The sequence below is a fragment of the Vibrio sp. 3-2(1) genome (genome assembly GCF_963887575.1).
GTDB lineage: Bacteria > Pseudomonadota > Gammaproteobacteria > Enterobacterales > Vibrionaceae > Vibrio > Vibrio anguillarum.
Window position 1 is genome coordinate 116,596 of record NZ_CAWPGB010000044.1, and the last position, 25,320, is coordinate 141,915.

A 25,320-nucleotide genomic window follows, 5' to 3' on the forward strand; every position below is an offset into this window, starting at 1 on the left:
AGCGAGTGTCGTTATAGGATACCACTATGTGTAAAACAAAAATCGTTGCAACGCTTGGCCCTGCAAGCCAAAGCCGTGAGATGATCACCAAGCTCATTAATGCTGGTGTTAACGTTGTACGTTTAAACTTTTCTCACGGCACCGCTGACGAGCATATTGAACGCGCGATGTTAGTACGTGACATTTCACAAAAGCTTGGTGTCAGTGTCGGCATATTAGTCGATTTACAAGGACCTAAGATCCGTATTTCCTGTTTTGAAGACGGTGCGATCACTCTAAAAGCGGGTGACTCATTTATTCTCGATGGGCTTCACCCCACAATGGCTGGTAACCAAGAACGTGTAGGCTTAGATTACCCGCAGCTGATTCAAGACTTGAAGTTGGGTGATACTTTACTGCTTGATGATGGCCGAGTACAACTCCGGGTCGAAGAACTCAACAAACCACAGCAGTGGGTAAAAACTCGCGTCATAAACAACGGTAAGCTGTCTAATCGCAAAGGCATTAATTTGCTCGGTGGTGGCCTCTCCGCGCCGGCACTGACGGACAAAGACAAACGAGACATCATCACTGCCGCGAAACTCCAAGCCGATTTTCTAGCCGTCTCATTTCCACGTAATGCCCAGGATTTACATGAAGCGCGCCGGTTAGCGGTACAAGCCGGCTGTCATGCACACATTGTCGCCAAAGTAGAGCGAGCCGAAGTGGTGAGCGATCAAAAAAATATGGACGCGGTCATCAATGCATCCGACGTTGTGATGGTTGCTCGTGGTGATTTAGGCGTTGAAATCGGTGATGCTCGCCTACCTGGCGTACAAAAAGCGTTGATTGCGCGCTCAAACTATTTAGGCAAACCCGTTATCACCGCAACACAGATGCTGGAGTCGATGATTGACAACCCGCTGCCAACACGCGCAGAAGTGCTTGATGTAGCAAACGCGATTATTGATGGCACTGACGCTATTATGCTATCAGCAGAATCAGCGGCGGGAAGCTATCCCATTGAAGCAGTAGAAGCGATGGTGCGTATCGCTCACGGTGCAGAACAAGAGTTAGGCTGTGCGCAAAATTCATGGGATAAACTGCATCATTTGTGCAGCGATGCGGGCAAAAGCTTCGCGCTTTCCTCCATGATATCGGCGACTAAGGTTCATAAAGATCTTGGGGTCGCCATTTTAACTCAACAGGGAGAAACACCCCTGTTGATGTCTCGCTGTCAAAGCCAAGCTACCATTTGGGCACTCTCCGACAGGCCTGAACTGCTGCGTAAATTAACCATTTTGCGCGGCGTTACACCAACCTATATTCCATCATTAGCGACACAAGCGGATTTGCTGTCTCAGCAAGTGCTTAACGCTCTGGCACAAGACGCAGCTAATCGCCATATTTCATCCATTTTGATGACACAATTAGAATCGATCGAAGGCGTGGGTAATATTAACGTCTGTCGTTTATTGACGTTGCCAGTAGTAAAAGAATTAGCCGCGTAGAATGTAGGGTTCTGCGCCGCTAATCATGAGATCATTAAAATTATTCAGTGATCTCAACACCTCCCCCTAAAAAACCTTGCTCCACAGGGAACTTGGCCTGCGCTTGTCGCAGGCCCTTTTTAATGATGCCAACAGCCAATTATTTATATAAACAGTAACCTGAGTGAATGAATGGATTGAGCAGCTAAGGCTTCTAATTCCGCTTGTAGCTCTTGATAAGTTTGCGCAGAGTCAGCACTTTTCTCAATGACTAAACACAGATCAAACAAGGCATGCAAACCTAAGCTGCCAGCTGAACCTTTCAATTTGTGTGCTAACGACTTAACGACCTGAGCCTGTTCCCTCGATTGACGAAACTCGTGTAGGTATTCATGCGTGCAATCGGCGAACAGCTCAATGATTTCATTCATCTTGCCACGCCCTAGCACTTCAATATCCGCGAGTAGGATCCGCTCGTCCATAATCGGACGAGCGGATTTTTGGCTATCAGAGATTACGTGCGTAGGCACAATCAACTCAACGGGTAAGGTATTGTGTTCAATACGTTGCTGGACAAGTTGTGCAAGATCTTCTTTGACTAAAGGTTTGGGCAAATAGCCATCAAAACCAGCCGCTAAATAGCTTTCCACCTCTTCATTAAACACATGCGCCGAAATAGAAATCATCGGTGTGGGGCGTAGATGCGAATACTGTTCATTTTCGATAAGTTTGAGCTGCGCCAACAGCTCAACACCATTAACGTCAGGTAGATTAATATCGAGCAGTGCGATATCAAACCGGTGTTCACTAAACAGAACCCGAGCTTCAGCGCCTGTTTTCGCGGTGAGCACATTATGACCGAGACTGGTCAAAAACCCTTCAGCAACCATGCAGTTAACAGGGTTATCCTCTACCAGCAAGATGTTGGCCTCTCGCGTCGCGGCTATCGGCCTTTTAACCACTTCATTCACTGCCTCTCCTCGCTGTAAAGGAACAGTAAACTCAAAACGGCTTCCTTTGCCTAAATCTGATTCAAGCTTAAGCTCGCCGCCCATGGCTTCAACAAGCCGTTTGCTGATAGCCAAACCAAGCCCAGTACCGCCTTTGTAACTTTGCTCACTGGAAGCTTGAGTAAACGCATCAAACAGCCTGATTTGATCCTGTTCACTGACTCCAACACCGGAATCCGACACTTCAAATGTCACTTGATTAGGCATTTCAGCATCAAGACTGACATAAATATCCACATAACCTTGATCGGTAAATTTGATGGCATTACCCACAAGGTTAGTCAGCACTTGACCTAAGCGAGTCATATCACCCACCCAAAAAGGAGCAACATCCAGTTCAATCTGCTTGGTAAATTCAAGCGACTTTTCTTCAGCACGTCCTTTCATCAGTTGGTAAACATCGTCTACCATTTGATGCAAATTAAAGTTGGCATTGCGAATTTCTAAGTGTCCGGCCTCAATTTTTGAATAATCCAGCACATCATTCAAAATGGACAACAAGGTGTGGCCGCTGCGGTTAATCACGTCCACATACTGGCGCTGTTGAACGGTTAATGGCATCTCTTGTAATAAACGAGCCGTGCCTAATACGCCATTCATTGGTGTGCGGATTTCATGGCTCATGGTAGCCAAAAATGCCGATTTAGCGCGGTTGGCTTGCTCGGCTAAGTTGCGAGCTTTGGCATGATTCAACACTTCCATATTGAGTTTCTCATTGGTGTGTTGTAATTGTTCTGTTCGCTCGGTAACCACTTCCTCTAAGTGCTCTTTGTGTTCTTGTAACGCCTCTCTCGCCTGCGCTTCACTTTCCGCCACCACTTTAAGAGACTGCGCGGTATTGCGAGCCGTGATGATCGCCTGCCCCATTTGCGCCAGTTCATCCTCTCCTTGAACTGCTACTTCCACCTGCAGTTGCCCTTTTGCGATGGATAACAGTGCCGATGAATATTCAGCTAAACGTTTTACCACCGACAGATAGACGACCTTCCACATAATGAAAGCTGCAATGAGAAGGCCAACCAAGGTTAATAAGGTCAATGTATACTGTGCCATGTTCAAGGTTGTAGAGAGCTGCGCAACAGCGTGAGTCGTTGTACGATTGGAGTCATCCACTAAGCGGCTGACGGTAGTATTGAGATCTGAAAACTGTACTAAGGTGTTTTGTGTGAGCGATTTCGCGACCTGTTCGTTATCATAACGTTGCTGCAAAACACTAAAAACCACTTTGCGCTTTTCTAACTCATTAAGCAGCTCTGTCATTTGCTTCGAACGCGTCGGGTCTTCTACCGCGCGTACTCTGCGCTGCATGATGGTGAGGTTATGCAAAAACTCTGTTTGGATTTGTTGGATTCGCTCAACATCGGTAACCGTGCGTGTCTCTTCGATGTGGCTGAGCATTTTGAACGCCAGCAAATGAAGCTCATGCAAGCGCTCTGAAAGATCGAGGTCCACTTCCACTAAAGCGTCTAACGCTTTGTACGCTTGTGACGTTTTATCGGCTTGCAGCAAGTCATAAATGTGCGTCACATTCGCCACTGCGATGGTACTGGTATTGAGCACTTGAGTGCGCGTCAGCTCTTCCAATTGCAGCGCCAGTTGTCGCATCTCTTCCACTCGAACACTTAAATCATGTGCCAGATACAACTTACGCTCAACCGTAATACCAAGCTGAGCCAGTGTATCGATAACGCTTTGAACATCATTTTCTAGGCGCGTCAGCAGTTCTGAATCAAAGGAATCGGCACCCAACTGCTTGATGTGATTAAGCAAAGATTGAAGCTGATCGAAAAGCGCTTTGCCATACTGCTGGCGCTCTTGCTCTGTTTTTGAGTTGGTTAACATTTGCACAGACGTAATGATTCGTGTGCTTAACTCCGACACTTGACGCGCTTCCAGCATCGAAGGAATGGCAGAATTCACCACATTACGTTCGGTTTTAGCCACCAGCGAAAAACCAAACACACCGATCAACGCCGATAACAACACGAGCAGGGCCATTGCCGAAAAGGACAACATTAATTTTCGGCCAATACTGGCTTTGGCTAACAACATGGCACCCAACCTCAAACATTACTTCTTAAGCAACACGGAATGGGCTATATTTTGCAGTGTTTACTCACGTTATGCCAACGAATAGCGAATGCAATTGATCTTAAACCTTATTTCCCCAACGCTTTTACTGCTGATTTTAAGCTTGGTTAGCAGCACAACATTCGCCGAACCCCATAAGAAAGTCTGCGCTTTATACCCTCACCTCAAAGATTCCTATTGGTTATCAGTCAACTATGGAATGGTTGACGAGGCGAGAAAACAGAAATTGAATTTACGCGTGTTAGAATCAGGTGGTTATCCTAATCATGAACGACAAAAAGAACAGCTTTCATTGTGCGTTCGTTGGGGCGCTGATGCGATCATTCTCGGTACTGTTGCGCCTGATCTTTACACAACGGACTTAAGCACATACGTCGCTTCTACGCCTGTGTTTGCAACGGTTAATCAGCTCATTCTCAATCAGCAGCAGGCTGCGCGGCTACAAGGTCAAGTGGGTGTCGATTGGTATTGGATGGGATACTACGCGGGAAAATATCTTGCTGATAAGCACCCACAAGGCAGTGGAAAAACCAATATAGCTTTGCTACTTGGCCCGAAAACCAGTGGTGGTACTCAACCCGTTAGCCAAGGTTTTTATCGCGCAATACAAGACAGCGATATCAACGTAGTGGAAAGCCTATGGGCAGATAATGATAAAGAACTGCAGCGTAATTTAGTACAACAAGCGCTGGAGCGAGCTGACCTTCGCTATATTGTGGGCAGCGCCGTCGCGATTGAAGCGGCGATCAGCGAATTGAGAACCTCAGGGATGACAAACCACATCGGTTTGGTGGCAACCTATTTAAGTCATGGCGTCTACCGCGGGCTGCTGCGTGGCCGAGTCGAATTTGCGCCAACGGATAAAATGGTCGAGCAAGGCAGGCTTTCCATTCAACAAGCTGCGGCTTTTTTCAATCAGCAACCTTATGAAAAAAAAGCCGCACCGATTATCGAATCCTTAACGCCTATGTCACTCAATCCGCAGATAATTGCAGATTCGTTATCTCCATCTGAATATAGGCCGACTTTTAGCGTAAAAGAGATTGAATAAAAGTGGCGATTTCGCTATTTAACATACTGATTTGAATCATAGGAACTCTTCAATGCAAACAACGACTCGGACTATGCCTGCGCATAAGCATGTCGCTCTCGTCGCTCACGACAACTGCAAACCAGAACTACTTCGCTGGGTAAAAGAAAATAAAGAAAAACTACAGCGCCATTTTTTATACGCGACAGGAACCACTGGCAACATGCTCAGCAAAGAGACTGGCCTTGCTATAAAAAGCATGATCAGCGGTCCGATGGGTGGCGACCAACAAATTGGTGCGTTGATTTCTGAAGGCAAAATTGATGTGTTGATCTTCTTCTGGGACCCACTCAATGCCGTACCGCATGATCCCGATGTAAAAGCTCTGCTACGAATTGCCAGCGTTTGGAACATTCCAGTTGCCACAAACCGCGCCAGTGCTAAATTTTTGTTCTCTTCACAGTTGATAGAGCAAGAGGTCGATATCGAGATCCCTGATTACCAAGCTTATCTAGCTGAACGCATGTAACCTATAACCTTTACATACGCACAGAGACACACAGTCAACATCCAAATCACCACATAAAACAACTTGATCGCCTGCGTGAACGCATCCCCTTTCAAAGGATGCGTTATTTCTGCTTCACCACTGGGTAATCCCCTGATAGCAATTCGCGAACAAAAACCGAGCCACTGCCCGAGTGCGTGATCCACACTTTCTCTTTAGCGCGGGTCATTGCAACGTAGAATAAACGGCGCTCTTCGGCATAGGGGAAATCATCATTCGATTGGCTCAATGCACTATCGATATGCAGTGCTTTCACTCGAGCCGGAAACTGTCCCTCATCAACACCGAGCACAATCACAAAATCGGCTTCTTTACCTTTACTGGCGTGACAAGTCATAAATTCTATATTGAGTGAGCGGTAATGCTTTTTCCAGTCGTTAAGCAGCTCTGGTTTATGATAATGGTTTCGTCCAAGCAATAGCACAGATTGTGTACCATTCGCTTGGCGATTGAGCTGATCCAAGATCTTTTCAATGTTGTTACTTGGTGCAATAAAAACTGATTTTTGTTTTTGCTGCTTGAAGCTGTTAAGTGTTTTTGGTAACTGATTCGGATTGGCTTGAATAAACTGGTTAGCCACCGCACCCAACTGATCATTAAAACGATAAGTCGTATCCAGATAATGAACCGTCGAGTGTGGGAAGCGTTCACTAAACCCAGTCGTAAGATCAACGTCAGAACCAGCAAATTGATAGATTGACTGCCAATCATCACCCACTGCAAACAAGTTACACGCTCCTGGCTGCTGCTCACACAAAGATTGGATCAACGCCAATCGCTGTGGTGAAATATCTTGGTATTCATCGATCATGATGAATTTCCAATTCGATTTAAATTTGCCCTTTTCAACATATTCCGTTGCGCGGCTGATCATCATATTAAAATCGATTTGATTTTGCTCTTTGAGCATTTGTAACCAAGCTTGGTAACATGGCCAGCACAAAGAGAGCTCACTGTTCAGCCGTGAATAGTCTGGATGGTCAATCAAACGTTGTTGCAGCTCCTTTTTCCCAAGACCAAGCATAGCCAGTTGCTCAAGCTGCTTTTCCAACCATGCAATCAGCTTTGGGTTTTCAACATGGCTGCCCAGTTCATCATCACCAGCTAAATAAGCAATTGGCCATTTAGATAAATGCTTCTGCCAACGCTTAAAATTGGTCGGCGTCATCCAATGTTTCTTCAACCAATCAATACACCATGCCAACTTTAAGTTACTGTCTAGAGCTACAGGCGAAATGATCGCTTCTCGCCCTTCGACCTCGTTTAAAATTTTCAGCCCTAACTGATGGAAGGTATTAACGCGAACGTGCTCCGCCGCCATGCCGATTTTGCTATCTAATCGCTGTTCCATCTCTTTCGACGCATCGCGACCAAAAGCCACCAGTAGAATTTCGTGGGCCTGTGCAAGGTGACTTTGGAGTAGATACGCAACACGCGCCGTCAAAACGCTGGTTTTGCCCGAACCTGCACCCGCGAGGATGAGGTTGTGATCATCATTGAGTAGCACTGCGTGTTGCTGCGACAAATTAAGTGGAGAACTTTCAACTTGAGAGAATAAGACTTCCCAGTTTTGACGTTCCAATTCAAGCCAGTGTTGATTTCGCTGGGCAAGGGACGCCGAGCGATCCGTAAGCCAAGGCGAGAGCTGAGCAATAGCATCAGGTAGCCGTTGACGTGCTTCGGCTAATTTCATGTCCATCGTCGAAAAATCAGCTTCCACTTGCAAAGCCCAAACATCCAATAAGGAGTGCGGCAAAAAAGAGGGTAAACGCTTCAAGCGATTGAGCTCTTGCTCCCAGCGAGGCAGATACTGACTCAACTGCACACATTGACGATTGTGCCATTGTTGATAAGCCGCTACCGCCGTATGGGCAAACTGTCGGCACTCGGGCCAAGGCAAACCTTGCACCAACCATGATTGTTGAACACCTTCATCTTCATGCGCAAAAAACTGCAATGCTCCCCAAAACAAACCACGCTTAACACGGACTTTACCGTTCCAAACCGTGAACGGGATCCGCTCTTCGCTGACAGCCGAGGAGATAATCAAACGCTGTTGGTCAAGTTCAACTTGGTTATATTCGTCTTGAATGAGAAATTGTGCAGGCTTATTTGCGCTCAGCTGCATGGTTTTATGCTCTTTTATAAGAATGTGAATATGATATACCAATCACAGTGGGCATTGAAAAATTAATGTCAAGATTACTGTTGTTGATTTTGTAATCAAGTAGACGTTTTTCTTTATCTTGATCAGAGTGTTAATCAACGCTTCTGCTACACTATGGTTTTCTTTTTGGATGTTGAAGTATCGTGCCGCTCTCTAGCAAAATTCGCCTTTATTGGGCGAATAAAACTGTCAATTACAGCATTCTCATTTTGATCACTCTATTAGGTGTGGTCATTCCTGCGTGGCACTACAACCTCAATACTTGGATTACGCCACTGATCCTTGGCGTGATTGCCGCAGCACTGGCTGAAAGTGATGACAGTTTCAGTGGACGGTTAAAATCCCTCACTCTGACATTTATCTGCTTTGCTATCGCTGCATTTTCCATCGAACTACTTTTCCATACCCCGCCACTGTTTGCGATTGGGTTATTTATCTCCTCGTTTGGTTTTATCATTCTTGGCGCAATTGGCCCACGTTATGCCAGCATCGCCTTTGGCTCCTTACTTATCGCCATCTACACCATGTTGGGTGCACACCAAAGCGTGAATTTGTGGTTTCAACCCGTTTTGCTCCTGACGGGTGCCGCTTGGTATTACTTCATGTCGATGATTTGGCATATGTTTTGGCCAATGCAACCAGTACAGCAAAGCTTAGCGAATGTTTTTTTGCAATTGGCCAATTATCTTGAGTCCAAAAGCCATCTCTTCCATCCCGTATCGAACTTAGTCCCTCAGCCATATCGAATTGCTGAAGCCAATTTAAACGCGGCAACGGTTACCGCACTCAATCAATGTAAAGCTACTTTGTTGAGTCGTTCAAAAAGAGGCCATATTGATGGTGCCAGTGACCGATTTCTCAACATCTATTTTATGGCACAAGATATCCATGAACGTGTCAATTCAAGTCATTATCGCTATCAAGAGCTTGCTGAACACTTTGGCCGCTCAGATGTGCTGTTTCGCTTTAAACATTTATTAGAAACACAGGCTAAAGCCTGCCGTGAAATAGCCCAGTCGATTCAGTTAGGGCGAAGCTATCAGCACCATTCAGAGTCAATCATGGCTCTGGATGAATTGCAAAGCTCATTAAACTACCTACAACAACAACAACGCCCTGACTGGCGGGTGTCATTAGCACAATTAGGCTATCTTTTCAATAACTTAGCAACAGTAGAAAAGCAACTTAATAACGTTAACAACCCTGATGCTAACAAGCTCGAAGAGGGCATGTTGTATGATACAGAAGCCCACACTCTTAAAGCCATGTGGTTACGGGTGAAGGCAAATCTGCATAAAGATTCCATGCTATTTCGTCATGCGCTGCGTATGTCTATCGCACTCACTATCGGTTACGGAATCATCCAAGGTTTTGGTATTGAACGAGGCTATTGGATTTTACTCACGACACTGTTTGTTTGTCAGCCAAACTACTCAGCCACTCGGCAAAAACTGACGGCCCGAATCATTGGCACGTTATCGGGGCTGTTTTTAGGCGTGCTGCTCTTAACCTTGTTCCCATCGCCAGAAAGCCAATTGGTCTTTATCGTACTATCAGGTGTGATGTTTTTCGCCTTTAGACTAAACAACTACGGCTATGCGACTGGCTTTATTACTCTTTTAGTGCTGTTTTGCTTTAATCAATTGGGTGAAGGTTACGCCGTGGTACTGCCTCGGCTTGCCGATACTCTGATTGGCTGCGCATTGGCCGTCGCAGCGGTAGTGCTGATCCTCCCTGACTGGCAATCAAAACGATTACATAAAGTCATGGCGGATGCGATCGATGCCAACAAAGCCTATTTGGGACAGATTATTGGTCAGTACCGCATCGGTAAAAAAGACAACTTGAGCTATCGCATCTCACGGCGCAATGCCCACAACCAAGACGCAAATTTAACCGCAGCGATCAGTAATATGCTGGCAGAACCGGGTAAATATCGCGCGGCAATCGATGAAAGTTTCCGTTTTCTGACACTGAACCATGCACTGCTCAGCTATATCTCTGCTCTTGGAGCCCATCGGACACGCATCGAAGATGAAGCAACGCACCAACTGGTGCTTGAAACTCACCGAGTGATCCACCAACACCTAGAGGTGTTGCACAAACAACTTTATGAACATTGTGATGAATGCGATACCAGCGACATTGACGACGCAGGCTTAGAGAAACGCTTAGCCGAATGGCGTGAAGAAGATGAAAGCTCGGTAAGAATGGTCTTACAACAGCTGCACCTTATTTATCGCATGCTACCTGAGCTTCACTCTCTCGCCAGTAAGTTTGCCGTCCGTGTAAACTAGCAATTGTCGTAATAATGAGAGCGGCTCAATTTCGGGCGGCTCTCACCTTTCTCTTGTTATAACTTGACATTTTTCGGACAAAAAATCGCCACATCGAGAATAATCTCAGATTAAGTATTTTCTTACAGGTGTAAGGCCATGAAAGGACATCAAACTTACCGCGGTGAGAAGGCAGCGCATTTTTTACTGAGGCATGAGTCGATGACGCATAATCAATTTGAGTCTTTAAAATCACAATTACAGCATTTAACACCTCAACAACTGCGTTTATTACAAGGCGAGATAAAGCACTCTTTGGAAAATGAATCGAATAACTTACTCACTGATGATGAGCTGAATGTACTTTCGAGCCTCTTTTCCTAGTCACGAATTTCTTCTTGTGCAAAAAGTAAACGGAGCCTAAACTTTAGACATCGACGAGGGTAAGCTTATGTCTATATCTGGTGTTCATTCTGGCTATCAACTGATCAATCAGTCAAATAAAATGGCTGAGGATGCGGCTCGTGAGCTCAATATGGAAAAAGACATCTCTCCTGTTGATAAAACGGACAAAGCGCTTGCTTTTAATAAAGTTGAGTTTGATAAAGTTGTTGCTAAAGCTGAAGAAAAACCTGAAGAAATTGATAGCCTACTAAAATTGAACCAAGCTACACAATACAACCGCATTGGCACCAATATTATCCAACGAGATCAAGACATGCTGGGTTCAATATTGGATATCCAAGCCTAACTCTTCACACAACTTGCAACACAAGCAAATATTGTGTTTATGTGCATGGTTAGTACAATGCCCGCAAATTCTTTACCATGATTCGCTATGCCTAAGCTAAACCTGCATCGAAGAGATTATGTTTCTATTTTGGGTGGTGATATATCAGCCCAGCAGCTAGAGCAAATACTCCAACCCAAGCTCACTTCTCCAACGCTCAAATTAACACCAAGTCCGTATTTAACCGCAAAAAATGTAGAACGCCGTTGGCAAGTACTTAACACGCGAACGAACAAAAGTGCGCTTTTAGATGACTCAACAGAGCAAGATATGCTCAGCTACCACAAAAATATTGAGCATTTTATTGGCACAGTCAAAGTTCCAGTTGGGATCGCAGGGCCATTACGAGTCAACGGACTGTTTGCCAAAGGTGATTATCTCGTCCCGCTAGCTACAACCGAAGCCGCTTTGGTTGCCTCTTATCATCGTGGTGCAAAACTGCTCACTGCGGCAGGAGGTGCAAGCGCCATGTTGTTAAATGAAGGCGTTACTCGCACGCCAGGCTTTGCATTTTATAACTTAATCGAAGCTGGGCAGTTTGTTGCGTGGATAGTGACTCAATATGACCACTTTAAACAAGTTGCAGAAAACACGACAGCACACGGAAAACTGTCAGACATTAATGTCAATATTGAAGGGAACCATGTCTACCTCGTGTTTGAGTTTTTAACTGGCGATGCATCAGGGCAAAACATGGTCACTATTGCCACCAATGCCGTGTTCCAAACCATTCTGGCGAATACTCCTGTGCAGCCTGAATACGCATTCCTTGATGGCAACCTATCGGGTGATAAAAAAGCCACTAGCCAAACACTGCGTAGTGTGAGAGGAAAAAAAGTGACTGCCGAGGTGCATTTATCTGCCGAACTCATCCATAAACATCTGCATACGACGCCACAGTCTATGATGCAATTTGGCCAAATGACGACTGTTGGTGGGGCATTAAGCGGCTCGATAGGCATTAACGCGCATTACGCTAATGCACTCGCTGCTTTGTATATTGCCTGTGGGCAAGACGCCGCTTGCGTTGCTGAATCGGCAATTGGTATGACACGCATGGAAGTGGACAAAAATGGTGGTTTGTACGCCAGTGTAACCTTACCCAATTTAATGTTAGGGACCGTTGGTGGCGGTACAGGGTTACCGAGTCAAAAAGCATGTTTGGATATTCTCGGTCTGCACGGTACTGGTCATTCGCAAGCGTTAGCCGAAGTGGCAGCATCACTCTGTCTGGCTGGTGAACTTTCTATTGTCGGTGCGTTCTGCGCTGGCCATTTTTCACGCGCCCATCGCAAACTCGCTCGTTAAGGTATTGCCTCTCACAATAAAAAAGGCGCTACGTATTCACGTAACGCCTTTTTTATTGGTTAAGTGAGCATATGCATTAGAAAATAATGATCGAGATCAAAATAAAAAAACAAAAAACTAACTATTTCGACTAAAAAATGGTTTCATACGAACATTACAGAACAAAAACGAAATAGGTACGCTCAATGAACAACCATTCTGTTTGCAACTCGATTGAAGCCGAAAACAATGTGCTCGACATTATTGTTGTCGGTGGCGGTATCAATGGGGCAGGCATCGCCGTAGATGCTGCTGGCCGAGGGCTGAAAGTTGGCCTGTATGAAGCAAAAGACTTTGCTAGCGCTACCTCTTCTGCGAGCTCAAAATTAATTCATGGTGGGTTGAGATACCTAGAACATTATGAATTTCGTTTAGTCGGTGAGTCATTGGCTGAACGCGAAGTACTGTTGCGCAAAGCGCCTCACATTGCAAAACCAATGCGATTTCGTCTACCACACCGCCCTTTTCTAAGACCTGCTTGGATGATTCGTGCCGGACTTTTTCTTTATGACCATTTAGGCAAACGCACCTCACTACCTGCCAGCAAAAAAATAGCCCTTAACGCGGGTGTGGTGACTAAAAATGAGATGAAAATGGGTTTCGAATACTCAGACTGCTGGGTCGATGATGCTCGTTTAGTGATACTGAATGCGATGCAAGCACGTGAACTCGGTTCCGAAGTAAAAAACTATTGCCGCGTTGAATCAGCTCGTCGTGTTGACGAGTTATGGCATGTGACTTTGTTTGATGAAAAAACACAAACTCGTTTTACTCGCCGCAGTCACGCGCTTGTCAACGCAACAGGTCCCTGGGTTAAACAGTTCATTGATGAGCAGATTGAAATTACTTCTCCCTACGGTATCCGGCTTATCAAAGGATCACATATTATCGTGCCGAAAATTCACGATGAAGAGCAGGCGTATATTTTACAAAACGAAGATAAACGGATCGTCTTTGTGATCCCCTATCTTGATCACTATTCAATGATAGGCACCACCGATGTCGAATACCGAGGTGATCCTCGTCAAGTGAAAATTAGCGTCGAAGAAAAACAGTACTTATTGGATGTGGTGAATAAGCACTTTATCCATCAGCTCACATTAGATGATATTGTGGCTGACTTCAGCGGTGTACGCCCGCTTTGTGATGACGAGTCTGACTCACCACAAGCCATTACTCGGGACTATACACTCTCATTGGATCAACAAGCTGATAATGCGCCACTACTTTCTATTTTTGGTGGAAAGTTAACCACTTATCGCAAGTTAGCTGAATCTGCTATGGGTCAATTAAAACCATTTTTTAATCAAATGTCTGACAGTTGGACTGCAAACAAACCACTGCCTGGTGGAGAAGCCTTTTATCCAGCACAGCTCAAACAGCAGCTTGAGCAGCGCTTCCCAGATCTTGATAAAGCGACCATTAACCGCTGGATCACTAATTATGGTAGCCGAGTTTCGGTGATGCTCGATAATGTTCAAAGTAGTGCTGATCTGGGTAAACATTTTGCGTTTGGGCTCTATCAATGCGAAGTCGATTATCTCTTACATTATGAATTTGCTTCTTCATGTGAAGATATACTATGGCGCAGAAGTAAACTCGGCTTAACATTTAACACTGAACAAATTGATCAGTTAAATGATTATATCGACCAATCATCAACTTGCGAATGTCAACGCATCAGTGCTTAACACAAGATGTAGCCACTAGAATTAAACTTGAGAAAAGCTCTTAGAAATATGATCTTCTGAGAGTTTTTTACTTTTTCTTAGTAGGTGACGTAAAAATCACGGGGTATAGTAAAGCTATATTTCCGTAACGACGATGCCACTCAATGCCAATTCCGAATACTAACAGCGACGATCTCATCAAACTCCTTAAGCCATGCATGAAAATCCTCGTCACTATTGAATTCGGACCTGAGGATTCTTACAGCTTTTCAACGACAATTGTCGGATGCAAACGTGAAAGATACGTACTGATCGATATGCCCGTTAAAGCTCGTGAAGACTTGGTGATGCGAAAAATAGTTAATATCCAAATCATTTTGCGTGGGATTTGTGACACTGAATTAGGTCATATACTCGCGTTCAAAACCTCGATTATTCGTAGTATTTCTAAACCGTTCGGATTACTGTTTATCAAGTTTCCTAAGCACTTTGTGACCAAACCAATCCGTGAGCACGAGCGCTATAAACTCTCTTTGCCAGCCGTTATGCATGAAGGAGAGCATCAATTTAAAGGGAAATTGATCGACTTTTCTATTTCTGGCTGCGCGCTATTTATTCCTGGCTTGCACCATTTAGAAAAAGATATGTTTATTGAGATAAAGTCCACACTCTCCCCACTTCTACCACAAGATCTCGCTTGCCAAATCGTCAGTGTGCGTCAACAAGGTAAAGGAATGTTAGTAGGCGTTAAATTTCTTGAATCAATTGCAATGACAGCTGCATTGAAAAAAGAAATATTAGAACGCGCTTTTATGGCTGGTAGCGTATAAGAATGTTGCGCGGTGCTTTATTTCTGCCGTTTTTGGAAGTGACAAAAAGCCTCATGCAATGCTTTCTCTTTGATAGGTTTAACTATCACATACTCTGCACCTGCGGCCATAAATGCTTCGTTAGTCGATTGCATACCATCAGCTGTACACGCATAAATAGGTACATCCATCATCATCTCATGTTTGATCAAATGTGTTGTTTCAACCCCACCTAAGTAAGGCAGTTGGTTATCCATTAAGATAAGATCCACTGGATGATCTTTCACATAATCAATCGCCTGTAGACCATCCTCTACTCTTGTCACTTCCATACCGTATTTTTTGCAAAATGCTTGAGCAATAAAAGCGTTGGTATGATTATCTTCGACTAGCAACACTTTGATTGGTTTTTCAAACATTTCATGTGGCGGCGCGCGCTCATAAGATGGTATATCCTTCCCGCAGTCACTGACGACAACCAGCGGGAGTTCAACAGAAAATGTAGTACCTACTCCAAATTGGCTTTTCACGTTTACGGCACCACCAAGCATCTCAATTAAGCTTTTGACAATCGCAAGCCCCAAACCACTACCGCCGTATTCTCGTGTGGTGTTTGATTCTACTTGAGTAAAAGGCTCAAAAATAAGCGCGAGATCTTGCTCTCTGATGCCGATACCTGTATCACTAATCGAAATAAACAATTGGTGGTTATTCTTTTGCTGGAACTCAATGCTAATCAACCCATGATGGGTAAACTTAGTCGCATTATTTAATAAATTAAACAGAATTTGGTTCAGGCGAACTTGATCGCTATGGATCATCATATCAGGCGGAATATTGCTCTTTAGGCTGAACTCAATCTCTTTTTCGGCACATAATGGCCGATAGATACTTTCCACGGCAGAGATGACCTCAACCAGCTTAAAGTCAGACTCTTGAATTCTAAACTGTCCCTGCTCTATCTTTGAAAAATCAAGGATATCATTCAGTACCGCCAATAAATGTTCACCACTGCTGCATAACACATTCACTTGTTCAAGTTGCTCATGGTCACTGATTTCACGCTTAAGTAATTGAGAGACCCCTAAAATTCCATTCAATGGTGTTCTCAGCTCATGACTCATTTTTGCAAGAAATTCAGCACGAATACGCGCCGACTCTTCCGCTTCTTGTCTTGCGAGTCGGCTCTGTTTGGCCGCCTCAGCGATTGTCGTAATATCTTGTCCTTGAGTGATGATTGACTCAATTCTCTGCTCAAAAATAATGGGCGATAAATTCCAGCGGAAAACCTTGTTGCAAACTTCAACGTTTATCTCTCGGAACGTTTCTTGTTCAACCGCAAGGCGTATCTTTGGCTGCAGTTCTTGCTTTAATGCATCAAGAATGCACTGCTGTTGATCATTGCGACGCATGAAATATTTCTTTGCTGATGGGTTCATTTTGATGATATCACCGTCGATACTCCATACTATGATGGGCGAAAGTGAAAAATTGAACAGATCTTCAAATTGTTTTTCTTGCTCAGATAAACGTTGAAATGTGTGTTCTAGCGTTCTGCCGAAGTGATCAAATTCATAGATTTTAGAACCAGAAAAAAGCTCATAACTCCCAGCTTCTGCAGCTTTGTGGGTGTAATTCATCAAGCTACTGATTTCATTTTTGACACGCTGCTGTAACCACCAACGAGTCAAAATAGAGACTATCACCATCGCAAAAAGGGCAAAAATCATCCAAAAAAAATAATTTTCACGTAATTGCAATACGTTCTCATTGCTCTGCACACTGAGGACGTTAATATAAATTGGTACGCCTTCTATGGTTAACGCGGTACGGCTTACCATGTAATCGGCAAAACTATAGGCGTCAAAATTATCTTCTAAAACATCACGTTCCGTGTAGGTCTCATCACCATTAATTGTTGAGGCTAAGACCTTTTCACCCGTCGTCATCACGAGATTTTCTGAGTTACTCCCTTCACGTAATGTTTCTGCCAGCACGTAATTGTTGTTAAGTACGGTAGCAAGATGCAAAAAACCAATCACCTCTCCGGACTGCGAGTCAATCACGGGAGTACGTCTGACCATTAGGTAGGCATAGCCCAATTGAGAGGGCGATTTGATCATATGCCAGTTATTACTTAACGCGACTTTACGAGACATGTTTACCAGCTCGTTTTGTTCAATACCATAAAACTGAGCATTGCCATCTTCCCACATCAGGCTGTCAGAATCAGAAATGAAACGAATGTCAGGTGTGTTGGCTACTTCTAGCTGGTCAACTCCAAAAAAGAACTGATCAATGCTGTCATTATCGCCCTTACGAATTGCTTTAACTAAACCTGCATTTTTTGCGCTGCTATCTTGGTTTATCTGCAGTAATGAAAGACGGAAGTTAAAGAGGTTCTGGATGAGACTAGAGGTTTGAGAAGCCGTACGTTGCACTTCTTGAGCAATGATTTTGCTACTGATCTGATAACTTTGAAATAAAACGCTGAGCGTCAATGCGCCAATCACCGCAATCATTGATTTGGTGATCACGGTAGCTATCTTTTGTTTTTTCTTGACGGTGCTTGACCTTAAACTCATTAATGACTCGATATATCAATGGTCAGAGTAACGAAATGCTCGTTTTTTGAGCTTTTCAATATCCGCTGAAGAGACCTCTTTGGTTACCAACTCAAAATCACCTGAGTAAACCGTAGGTACCGGCTTTCCTTCAAGATCCCACTTAATGGCTTCCGCCATAGCAACACCGGCATCATCATTGACACGCATGATAGTCACATCAAGTGTGCTATTTTGCAGCGCGTCCAATTCAGCCTCACCACCGCCCCAGCCGTTTAACGTAATATCTTCTCTATTTTGCTGCTGCAACGCATCCATGGCACCGAGAGCAACATCAGTAGAGCATGCGTAAATAAAATTAATATCTGGTGTTTGTTTAAGAATACGCAAAGTTGCATCAAATGCACTATCTCGTGTCGCTTTTGTATAAAACGAAGAGGCCAAGTGATATTTGCTGTCTCGACTCATTTCTTGGATAAAACTATCACCGCGAGCATCGCTAACATAGCCTTCAGAATAATAGAGTACGGAATAAGCACTATTCTTTGGCGCCGACTTTTTGTAGTAATCCACCAGTTTCATTGTGCCAATTTCATGATCAAACCCCACGTACATAAAAGGCTGGCGATCTCCCCAACTTTTTACCGGCGTAGTGATATTTTGCAGAATAATTTTGGTTTGATTTGAACTTAACAACTGCTCGATAAATTTACGGTGGCGGATGGTATCAAGCGTAAACACCAAGTAATCGGATTTGTTTCTGATCGCTTCCATCAACGATAAACTTTGTTGGCGAATATCGACATTCGGACGAGTGAAGACTTGGTTAATTTGGTATCTAATCCCAAGTTCGTCTAAACGCATCTCAAAGGCTTTGATATTGTGCGCCCAATAATCGGAAACTTGTTGACCTGGATAAACAACAGAAATATGAATAGGTTTATCTTGCTCTATTGAGAGTACAGCGGGAGGTTGACGCACTGCCTGTATCATCTGGTCGGTAAGAGCCTGTTGCGCAGGATGAAGATCTAAAAACTCTTGATATCGCCAATAACCATTTAAAACTTGCGCTGCAGCCTGAGTGGAGGCTGCCAAACTGACACTGAACACAAATGAAAGGAGCAGGATTTTTCTCATGGCATTCTCATTACACTAACTTCTGGATTTAATGACACACAATGGCTGATTTCGCACTCATCATATTCTCGGACTACCCAATGAAGGATCAAACAAGTAGCCCGTATATCATCTTGATTATTAAGTATGTTCCTCATAAATGATAGTGCAAACCACTAAAAAAGCTGACTTGCACTCATAACCGCTCATTTACTAAACAAAAGCATCAGAATGCTTTCCTATACTTAAAAGGTGAAAGCTAAATTTCCAGAAATGCCAAATTGATTATCTCCAGCATAGTTTCCTGCAAGATCGAAACTGACAAGATCTCCGGGGCTGATGCCAATGCCAAACGTCACGGCGTTGTCCAAAGTGTCTTCTGAATCGATTTCATAACCCGCACGAAGCTGTGCCCATCCCCAAGCATTACCTTCTAAGCCAAAGCGTAGGTATTGTGTATCATCTTTTTGGTCTTGGAAACGACTCTGCTTTGTTGCATCTAAATCAATTGCAGCAGTGAAAAACTCAGTGACATATCCACCCGAGATTGTGACTTGCGTATCCAAATCATATGAGCTTAAACCGTCAATGGTTTTTAATTCTTGAGCAAAAAGATCCTTTACCGCAACACCCACTCGAAAATCGTTAATTAACCACACAGCCCCTAAATCAAGATTGAAGGCATTATCGTTCGTTTCGCTTTTGTCATAATCAGCAAGATCGAATTCTTTTACCGAAACATTTTGCTTATAGGTTCTTAATTGTTGAATTTTTGGCGTAATGCCAAATGAAAATTGTTGACCACGAATGTTGTATATTTTGGCCAGTGCTAGGCCAAATTCTGAGTAACCAAATGCAATCAGATCAACGGTTGAATTTTTATAACGATTCTCAACGTCGGTGCCGCTACTGCCTGTATTTGCCGCAATATCAGAACGCGCAATCACCTCCGCGTGCCCACGCGCAAAAATATTAAGTGAAACTAGATCGAGAGGAATTGCTATCGCCATACCAATGCCCGCCGATGCAGCAAGAGGTTTGTCATCGGCAAGCTGGTCCAAATACTGATTGAGCTTATCAATATCACTTTGATTGGGTGTACCGGAATTTTCAAACGCTTTGATGCTATCTTGCAGGTCATCAATGGATTTTAGGCTTTTGTCTGGGTCTCTAGCCGCACCACCTACCGCAGGGAAAAGCACGCCAAACGTGTCATTATTCCGATACACGGCCACCAAAGCAGGATTATAGAATGGGGCTAGCAGATAATCGGCCGTTGTTACGCCAGTATTCCCCATTCCATTACCACGTGCGTCAGCTATCGTGTTCGCCGCTTGCGCAGAAGCACAAGCCAACAAGAGCAACGAGACCACTGACCATTTGTTGTAACTGTTCATATTGCAACCAACCTTGTTGTTATTATTCCCTAAACAAGGTTAATACAATTTTTTACATTGCACATGAAATTGGCGAATAATGCCGCTGACCAAACCTAATCGTCACCAAAATCATCCATACCACTAACAGAGAAATGAAAATTCTCTTGCGCTGCCACCAACTGTTCTTTTTGCAATTTGGTCAGTTTTTTAATCGCTAGCTCAGTTTTTAAAGCGAGGCTTTTACCGCCTTCTACACGTTGAGACCAAACCAATAATAACGGCCCTTTACCTCGTAACGCTTTTGCACCCTTCCCTGTTTGGTGTTGTACAAAGCGTCGTTCAACATCCGTTGTAATACCGCAATACAGTGCTTGATGGCGGGTTCGAACCAAATAAACCCACCAGTCCGGGCTATCTTTGTGGGGAACCTTATTCACTTACAGTAAGCTTTCCACCAAAGCGCGTAACTCGGCGACTTCATTTTTTAATGCGTGAACCTCCTGTTCAAGCTGATCAATACGAGCAGTCGCCCCACCTTCCGGAGCATGAGCAAAAGTTTGCTCTAAACTTTCAACGTCAACCTCTCCAGAAAAGAGATGTTGATAACGCGACTCTCGCTTACCCGGTTCACGCGGCAGCTTCACCACCAGCGGGCCTGATTCACGGTTGGCTAAACCGTCTAAAATAGTTTCGACTTCTTTTACATCGGTAAAACTGCATAATCGGTTAGTGCGAGTGCGCAACTCTCCCGGCGTTTGTGGCCCACGCAGCAGCATGCAGCACACCAAACCAAGCTCTTGATTTGACAGCTTTAAATCGCCAAATTCGGTGTTGCAGAAACGGTGCTGATATTTGCTCACTCGGCTATTAAAACCACTTTCATCACTCATCAGGCGACGAGAGATCAAGCCCTCAGCGGCATCTTGAACCTCAGCTTCGGTTAATGACAGCACTGGCTCACGGTTACTTTTTTGGTTACATGCGGTGGTCAAGCTGTTGAGCGTTAATGGGTAGTAATCAGGCGTGGTCACTTCTTTTTCAATTAAGCAGCCAATAATTCGTGCTTCTAGGGGAGAGAGCTCAATGTTCATTATAATTTCCTTTTTTCTAAGCGGAGTTTCCTAATCGAGGCCACAATCGATGTTGCATTAGTGTTCTAACAACAGTGAAATTCGGATGATTTTCCCATTGCTATCAATCATCACAATCTTTGCACGGTTTAACTCTAACTCGGTCATCTCCAGCTTCTCACGTTCGCTAATATAAGCTTCACGCAATTTAACACTGTGATGCAGTTCAGCGTTTGCAGGTACATCCTTTCTTTTAGGTACTAAAATTTCTGAAAGTTGCATCTCTAAATACCATAAGATAGCGATTTGAAAGGTACATGATATAGCGCCTATCCGTACCAATACAATCACTCATGACTAGAGTGATTATTTCTTAATCAAGAGTGAATCAGGATTGATCTAAAGGCTGTTATGAATCAGCTCGATATGATTTAATCAATGGCATTGACATTCAAGTTGGGAAAAGGAACCTATGAGTATCGTATTTGAAATTGTTAACCAAGCTCGCCGTAAAAATAAACTGAAACGTGAACTGCTAGATAACGAGAAAAAAGTTCGTGATAACCGTAAAAGAGTTGAATTGCTTGAAAACTTACTCGATTACATGAAACCGGATATGACCCACGAAGAAGTCATGGCGATCATCAATAACATGAAAGCCGATTACGAAGATCGCGTCGATGATCACATCATCAAAAGCGCAGAAATTTCAAAAGAGCGCCGTGATATTAGCCGTCGTATTCGCGAGCTGACCGATAAAGATAAACAAATGACTCAAGGCAAAAAGTAAAATTGATGCCGACCATCTTCGAAACCCGTCTTAAGACGGGTTTTTTTATGGCCAAAACATTCACAAAACAAATCAATATTTCTATCAACAAAAAGTGCGATAAATTTTATGTGATAGACATTAAACGTTTGCGTAATCGCTAACCTTCACCGAACCTAGTTTTGAGTCTTTTATCACATATTAGCTATTGTTATATTTATACACAGTAAATCAATTATGACCATTCGAGGCACGGAGCTTCCTCACTTATCTCACGGCGAGAAGATTGGTACCGACATCGTTCGGCATATATTAAGAGGGTCAAATTATGGAAATGAATGTGGTTGAAATTTTGGGCTATGCAGCTTCGATCATGGTGGCAATCTCGCTGACAATGAAAGATATCGTTAAACTGCGTATTCTTAATTTTGTTGGTTGTGCACTGTTTACCGCTTACGGACTCATGATTGATTCATGGCCTGTAGTGCTCACCAACGGTTTTATCGCCTGCGTAAACATCTACTTTTTAGCCAAGATGCAACGAGAAAAAAAAACGGCTGACGCCAAAAGCGCTGCATGATAAACCCAAAATAATAAAAATTGACGTGTAAAAAAATGCTCTGCCACGATGACAGAGCATTTTTTATCGATAAATCAGAGAGCAAAAGCATAAATAGCCAAGCAAAAAGCCTCTAGCAGGGGGATACATAGAGGCCATAAGGCTAAGTATTACTCTTCGTCATCGTGCATAGTTGCCCAAGCTTGAGCACATTTCACCGCACGTTTCCAACCTTTATAGCGACGATCGCGCTTCTCTTCATCTTGATGAGGAACGAATGTTTTATCGATCACGGCTTTATCAGCAAGCTCATCCAAGCTTCCCCAAAAGCCAACCGCAAGACCAGCTAAATAGGCTGCTCCTAGCGCGGTCACTTCCGTCACTTTAGGACGGTGTACTTCGGTATCAAGCACATCTGATTGGAATTGCATTAAGAAATTATTGGCTACCGCGCCACCGTCTACGCGTAATGCTGACAGTTTGATGCCAGAATCAGCTTGCATTGCATCAAGTACATCACGTGTTTGGTAAGCAACACTTTCCAAGGTCGCACGAATAATATGGTTCGAATTCACGCCACGCGTTAAACCAACAATCGTACCACGGGCATAAGCATCCCAATACGGCGCGCCTAAACCAGTAAACGCTGGCACAACATAAACGCCGTTGGCCGTATCAACTTTCGTAGCGAAATATTCTGAGTCATGCGCATCTGAAATCAGTTTCAATTCATCACGCAACCATTGAATCGATGCACCGCCCATAAAGACTGCACCTTCAAGCGCGTAGTGAGGTTCACCAGCAGGGCCACAAGCTAGAGTTGTTAGCAAGCCATTATGTGAGGTGACTTTCTCTTTACCTGTGTTCATCAATAAGAAACAGCCAGTGCCGTAAGTATTTTTTGCTTGGCCCGCCTCAACACACATCTGCCCATAAAGCGCAGCTTGCTGGTCACCCGCAATTCCAGCAATAGGAATACGTGTCCCGCCTTTACCACCAATGTTGGTTTGGCCGTAAACTTCGGAAGATTTCTTCACTTCAGGCATCATAGACAAAGGAATATCAAACTCTTTTAGGATTTTCTCATCCCAATGCAAGTTGTTGATATTGAAAAGCATAGTGCGAGATGCATTGGTATAATCCGTAACGTGAACACGGCCTTGTGTCATGTTCCAAACGAGCCACGAGTCAATTGTACCAAACAGCAGTTTTCCAGCCTCGGCGTCTTCACGAGCCCCTTCGACATTATCCAAAATCCATTTGATTTTGGTGCCAGAGAAGTAAGGGTCAAGCACTAGGCCTGTATTCTCGCGAATGTACTCTTCTAGCCCTGGGCGTGCTTTCAATTCTTCACAAATGGATGCGGTACGTCGACATTGCCATACAATCGCATTGTAGACTGGTTTACCCGTTTCTTTGTTCCACACCACCGTAGTTTCACGTTGGTTGGTAATACCAATCGCCGCAATTTCATCACTGCGAATACCAGCTTTGCCAAGTGCTTCTACTAGCGTCGAACTTTGCGTCGCATAAATTTCCAGTGGATCATGTTCAACCCAGCCAGCTTGAGGGTAGATCTGGGTAAATTCACGCTGAGAAACACTGACAATGTTAGCATCATGATCTAACACTACAGCACGTGAGCTTGTTGTTCCTTGGTCAAGGGCAACAATATATTTCTGCTCAGTCATGGTCTTTTCCTTATCTTTCACGTTAATCGTTTTATGAAGTGTTGTCGTTATTTTAGACGTGAGCTTGCTCACTTTCTTCTACGTCATCACACTGGTTTGGAATGGTGCAGCCTACGCCGACAGTGGGTAAGTACGCGCCAATAAATTTAGGGTAAGCCCATGCCCCAAAACAGGCACCAGCAATAGGAGCAATGATAGGTACGATGAAGTATGGGATATCTTTTGCACCTGTTAGTGCGTAGTCCCAGCCAGCTAAGTAGGCAAACAATTTAGGGCCAAAATCACGCGCAGGGTTCATCGCAAAGCCAGTCAATGGGCCAAGTGAACCACCGATAACCGCAATCAGAATACCAATCAGCAATGGGTTCATTGCATTGCGATGTGCGCCGTTATTTTCATCACCTAGTGCCAAAATAGCGAACATTAATACTGCTGTGATGACAAATTCGACCGCCAATGCACCAACAAATGATAATGAAGCATTAGGGTAGGTAGAAAAAATACCCGCTGTGGCTAACGCTTCTTGGCTGCTACGTACAAAATTGTGTGCGATTTCATAATCAGTAAAAAGGTTGCTGTACAAGCCGTAAACCAGAGCAGCAGAGCAGAATGCACCGAGCATTTGCGCCGCAATATAGGGAAGTACTTTTGCTTTGTTGAAGCCGTGGAAGGCGGCCAGTGCAATGGTCACCGCCGGATTAATGTGAGCTCCAGAAACACCCGCAGTACAATAGATGGCAATTGCCACACCTAAGCCCCACATGATGCTGATTTCCCACTGACCAAATTGTGCGCCAGTAAGAACTAAGGCAGCAACACAGCCTACACCGAAAAAAATCAGCAATCCGGTGCCGATAAACTCCGCGATACACTCTCCGAGAAGAGTATGTTGTTTTGTTCGAGTCATAGTAAGTGTCCTTGTTTATTTTTTGTGTACACAATGTT

21 protein-coding genes are annotated in these 25,320 nt (G+C 44.1%); 11 read left to right on the forward strand and 10 right to left on the reverse strand.

Going from position 1 to position 25,320, the window contains the following annotated elements; genetic code table 11:
• Positions 1-26 precede the first annotated feature (26 nt).
• A complete protein-coding gene (pyk, locus tag AACQ79_RS13610) occupies positions 27-1,490 on the forward strand; it encodes a pyruvate kinase (protein WP_019280880.1) in 1,464 nt (487 codons plus the stop codon).
• 143 nt (positions 1,491-1,633) lie between these two features.
• Here pyk and torS read toward each other — a convergent pair whose 3' ends face one another.
• A complete protein-coding gene (torS, locus tag AACQ79_RS13615; protein ID WP_249339201.1) occupies positions 1,634-4,531 on the reverse strand; it encodes a TMAO reductase system sensor histidine kinase/response regulator TorS in 2,898 nt (965 codons plus the stop codon).
• An 88-nt stretch (positions 4,532-4,619) separates the two neighbouring features.
• On the opposite strand from torS, the gene torT reads away from it, so the two are divergent.
• Together torT and AACQ79_RS13625 are read left to right on the forward strand one after the other, a co-directional pair.
• Positions 4,620-5,621, forward strand: coding sequence for a TMAO reductase system periplasmic protein TorT (gene torT, locus AACQ79_RS13620; RefSeq protein WP_017047230.1), 1,002 nt, complete (start codon positions 4,620-4,622; stop codon positions 5,619-5,621).
• 52 nt (positions 5,622-5,673) lie between these two features.
• Entirely contained in the window at positions 5,674-6,129 is a 456-nt protein-coding gene (locus AACQ79_RS13625) for a methylglyoxal synthase (protein WP_026027464.1), read from the forward strand.
• Between the two features lie 103 nt (positions 6,130-6,232).
• Here AACQ79_RS13625 and helD read toward each other — a convergent pair whose 3' ends face one another.
• Positions 6,233-8,296 (reverse strand): DNA helicase IV, encoded by a 2,064-nt coding sequence (gene helD / locus AACQ79_RS13630; RefSeq protein ID WP_170899228.1) that lies wholly within the window; start codon positions 8,294-8,296, stop codon positions 6,233-6,235.
• 182 nt (positions 8,297-8,478) lie between these two features.
• Between helD and yccS the strand changes: the two genes are divergently transcribed.
• The 6 genes from yccS (at position 8,479) to AACQ79_RS13660 (ending at position 15,248) form a co-directional block, all read left to right on the forward strand.
• Positions 8,479-10,632 (forward strand): YccS family putative transporter, encoded by a 2,154-nt coding sequence (gene yccS, locus AACQ79_RS13635; RefSeq protein WP_170899229.1) that lies wholly within the window; start codon positions 8,479-8,481, stop codon positions 10,630-10,632.
• A gap of 138 nt (positions 10,633-10,770) precedes the next feature.
• Positions 10,771-10,995: a hypothetical protein gene (locus AACQ79_RS13640; RefSeq protein WP_013867905.1), complete on the forward strand. Its 225-nt coding sequence runs from the start codon at positions 10,771-10,773 to the stop codon at positions 10,993-10,995.
• Positions 10,996-11,062: 67 nt separating this feature from the next.
• On the forward strand, positions 11,063-11,362 hold the full coding sequence (locus tag AACQ79_RS13645; protein WP_170899230.1) for a hypothetical protein: 300 nt from the start codon (positions 11,063-11,065) through the stop codon (positions 11,360-11,362).
• Between the two features lie 87 nt (positions 11,363-11,449).
• Complete coding sequence (locus AACQ79_RS13650) at positions 11,450-12,709, forward strand: hydroxymethylglutaryl-CoA reductase (protein WP_170899231.1); 1,260 nt, start codon at positions 11,450-11,452, stop codon at positions 12,707-12,709.
• Between the two features lie 185 nt (positions 12,710-12,894).
• On the forward strand, positions 12,895-14,439 hold the full coding sequence (glpD, locus tag AACQ79_RS13655) for a glycerol-3-phosphate dehydrogenase (protein ID WP_019282224.1): 1,545 nt from the start codon (positions 12,895-12,897) through the stop codon (positions 14,437-14,439).
• A gap of 143 nt (positions 14,440-14,582) precedes the next feature.
• Positions 14,583-15,248, forward strand: a complete 666-nt coding sequence (locus AACQ79_RS13660; protein ID WP_019282225.1) for a PilZ domain-containing protein — start codon at positions 14,583-14,585, stop codon at positions 15,246-15,248.
• A 17-nt stretch (positions 15,249-15,265) separates the two neighbouring features.
• Here the strand turns inward: AACQ79_RS13660 and luxQ are convergent, their stop codons facing one another.
• The 6 genes from luxQ to AACQ79_RS13690 form a co-directional block, all read right to left on the reverse strand.
• Positions 15,266-17,812, reverse strand: coding sequence for a quorum-sensing autoinducer 2 sensor kinase/phosphatase LuxQ (gene luxQ, locus AACQ79_RS13665; RefSeq protein WP_170899232.1), 2,547 nt, complete (start codon positions 17,810-17,812; stop codon positions 15,266-15,268).
• 15 nt (positions 17,813-17,827) lie between these two features.
• Positions 17,828-18,928, reverse strand: coding sequence for an autoinducer 2-binding periplasmic protein LuxP (locus tag AACQ79_RS13670; RefSeq protein ID WP_170899233.1), 1,101 nt, complete (start codon positions 18,926-18,928; stop codon positions 17,828-17,830).
• Positions 18,929-19,152: 224 nt separating this feature from the next.
• Positions 19,153-20,304: a conjugal transfer protein TraF gene (locus tag AACQ79_RS13675; protein ID WP_170899234.1), complete on the reverse strand. Its 1,152-nt coding sequence runs from the start codon at positions 20,302-20,304 to the stop codon at positions 19,153-19,155.
• A 95-nt stretch (positions 20,305-20,399) separates the two neighbouring features.
• Positions 20,400-20,723, reverse strand: coding sequence for a GIY-YIG nuclease family protein (locus AACQ79_RS13680; protein WP_094164912.1), 324 nt, complete (start codon positions 20,721-20,723; stop codon positions 20,400-20,402).
• Positions 20,724-21,377, reverse strand: coding sequence for a DUF480 domain-containing protein (locus AACQ79_RS13685; protein ID WP_170899235.1), 654 nt, complete (start codon positions 21,375-21,377; stop codon positions 20,724-20,726). It lies immediately after the preceding gene.
• A gap of 57 nt (positions 21,378-21,434) precedes the next feature.
• Positions 21,435-21,638, reverse strand: a complete 204-nt coding sequence (locus AACQ79_RS13690; RefSeq protein WP_026028336.1) for a hypothetical protein — start codon at positions 21,636-21,638, stop codon at positions 21,435-21,437.
• A gap of 190 nt (positions 21,639-21,828) precedes the next feature.
• Between AACQ79_RS13690 and AACQ79_RS13695 the strand changes: the two genes are divergently transcribed.
• Together AACQ79_RS13695 and AACQ79_RS13700 are read left to right on the forward strand one after the other, a co-directional pair.
• The gene (locus AACQ79_RS13695) at positions 21,829-22,146 is read left to right on the forward strand and encodes a DUF496 family protein (protein ID WP_010319897.1); all 318 of its coding nucleotides are present in this window, start codon (positions 21,829-21,831) and stop codon (positions 22,144-22,146) included.
• A 307-nt stretch (positions 22,147-22,453) separates the two neighbouring features.
• Positions 22,454-22,705: a YgjV family protein gene (locus AACQ79_RS13700; protein ID WP_013867916.1), complete on the forward strand. Its 252-nt coding sequence runs from the start codon at positions 22,454-22,456 to the stop codon at positions 22,703-22,705.
• A 149-nt stretch (positions 22,706-22,854) separates the two neighbouring features.
• Here AACQ79_RS13700 and glpK read toward each other — a convergent pair whose 3' ends face one another.
• A complete protein-coding gene (gene glpK, locus AACQ79_RS13705; RefSeq protein WP_026029114.1) occupies positions 22,855-24,375 on the reverse strand; it encodes a glycerol kinase GlpK in 1,521 nt (506 codons plus the stop codon).
• 52 nt (positions 24,376-24,427) lie between these two features.
• Positions 24,428-25,282 (reverse strand): MIP/aquaporin family protein, encoded by an 855-nt coding sequence (locus AACQ79_RS13710; protein ID WP_010319894.1) that lies wholly within the window; start codon positions 25,280-25,282, stop codon positions 24,428-24,430.
• Between the last annotated feature and the right edge of the window lie 38 nt (positions 25,283-25,320).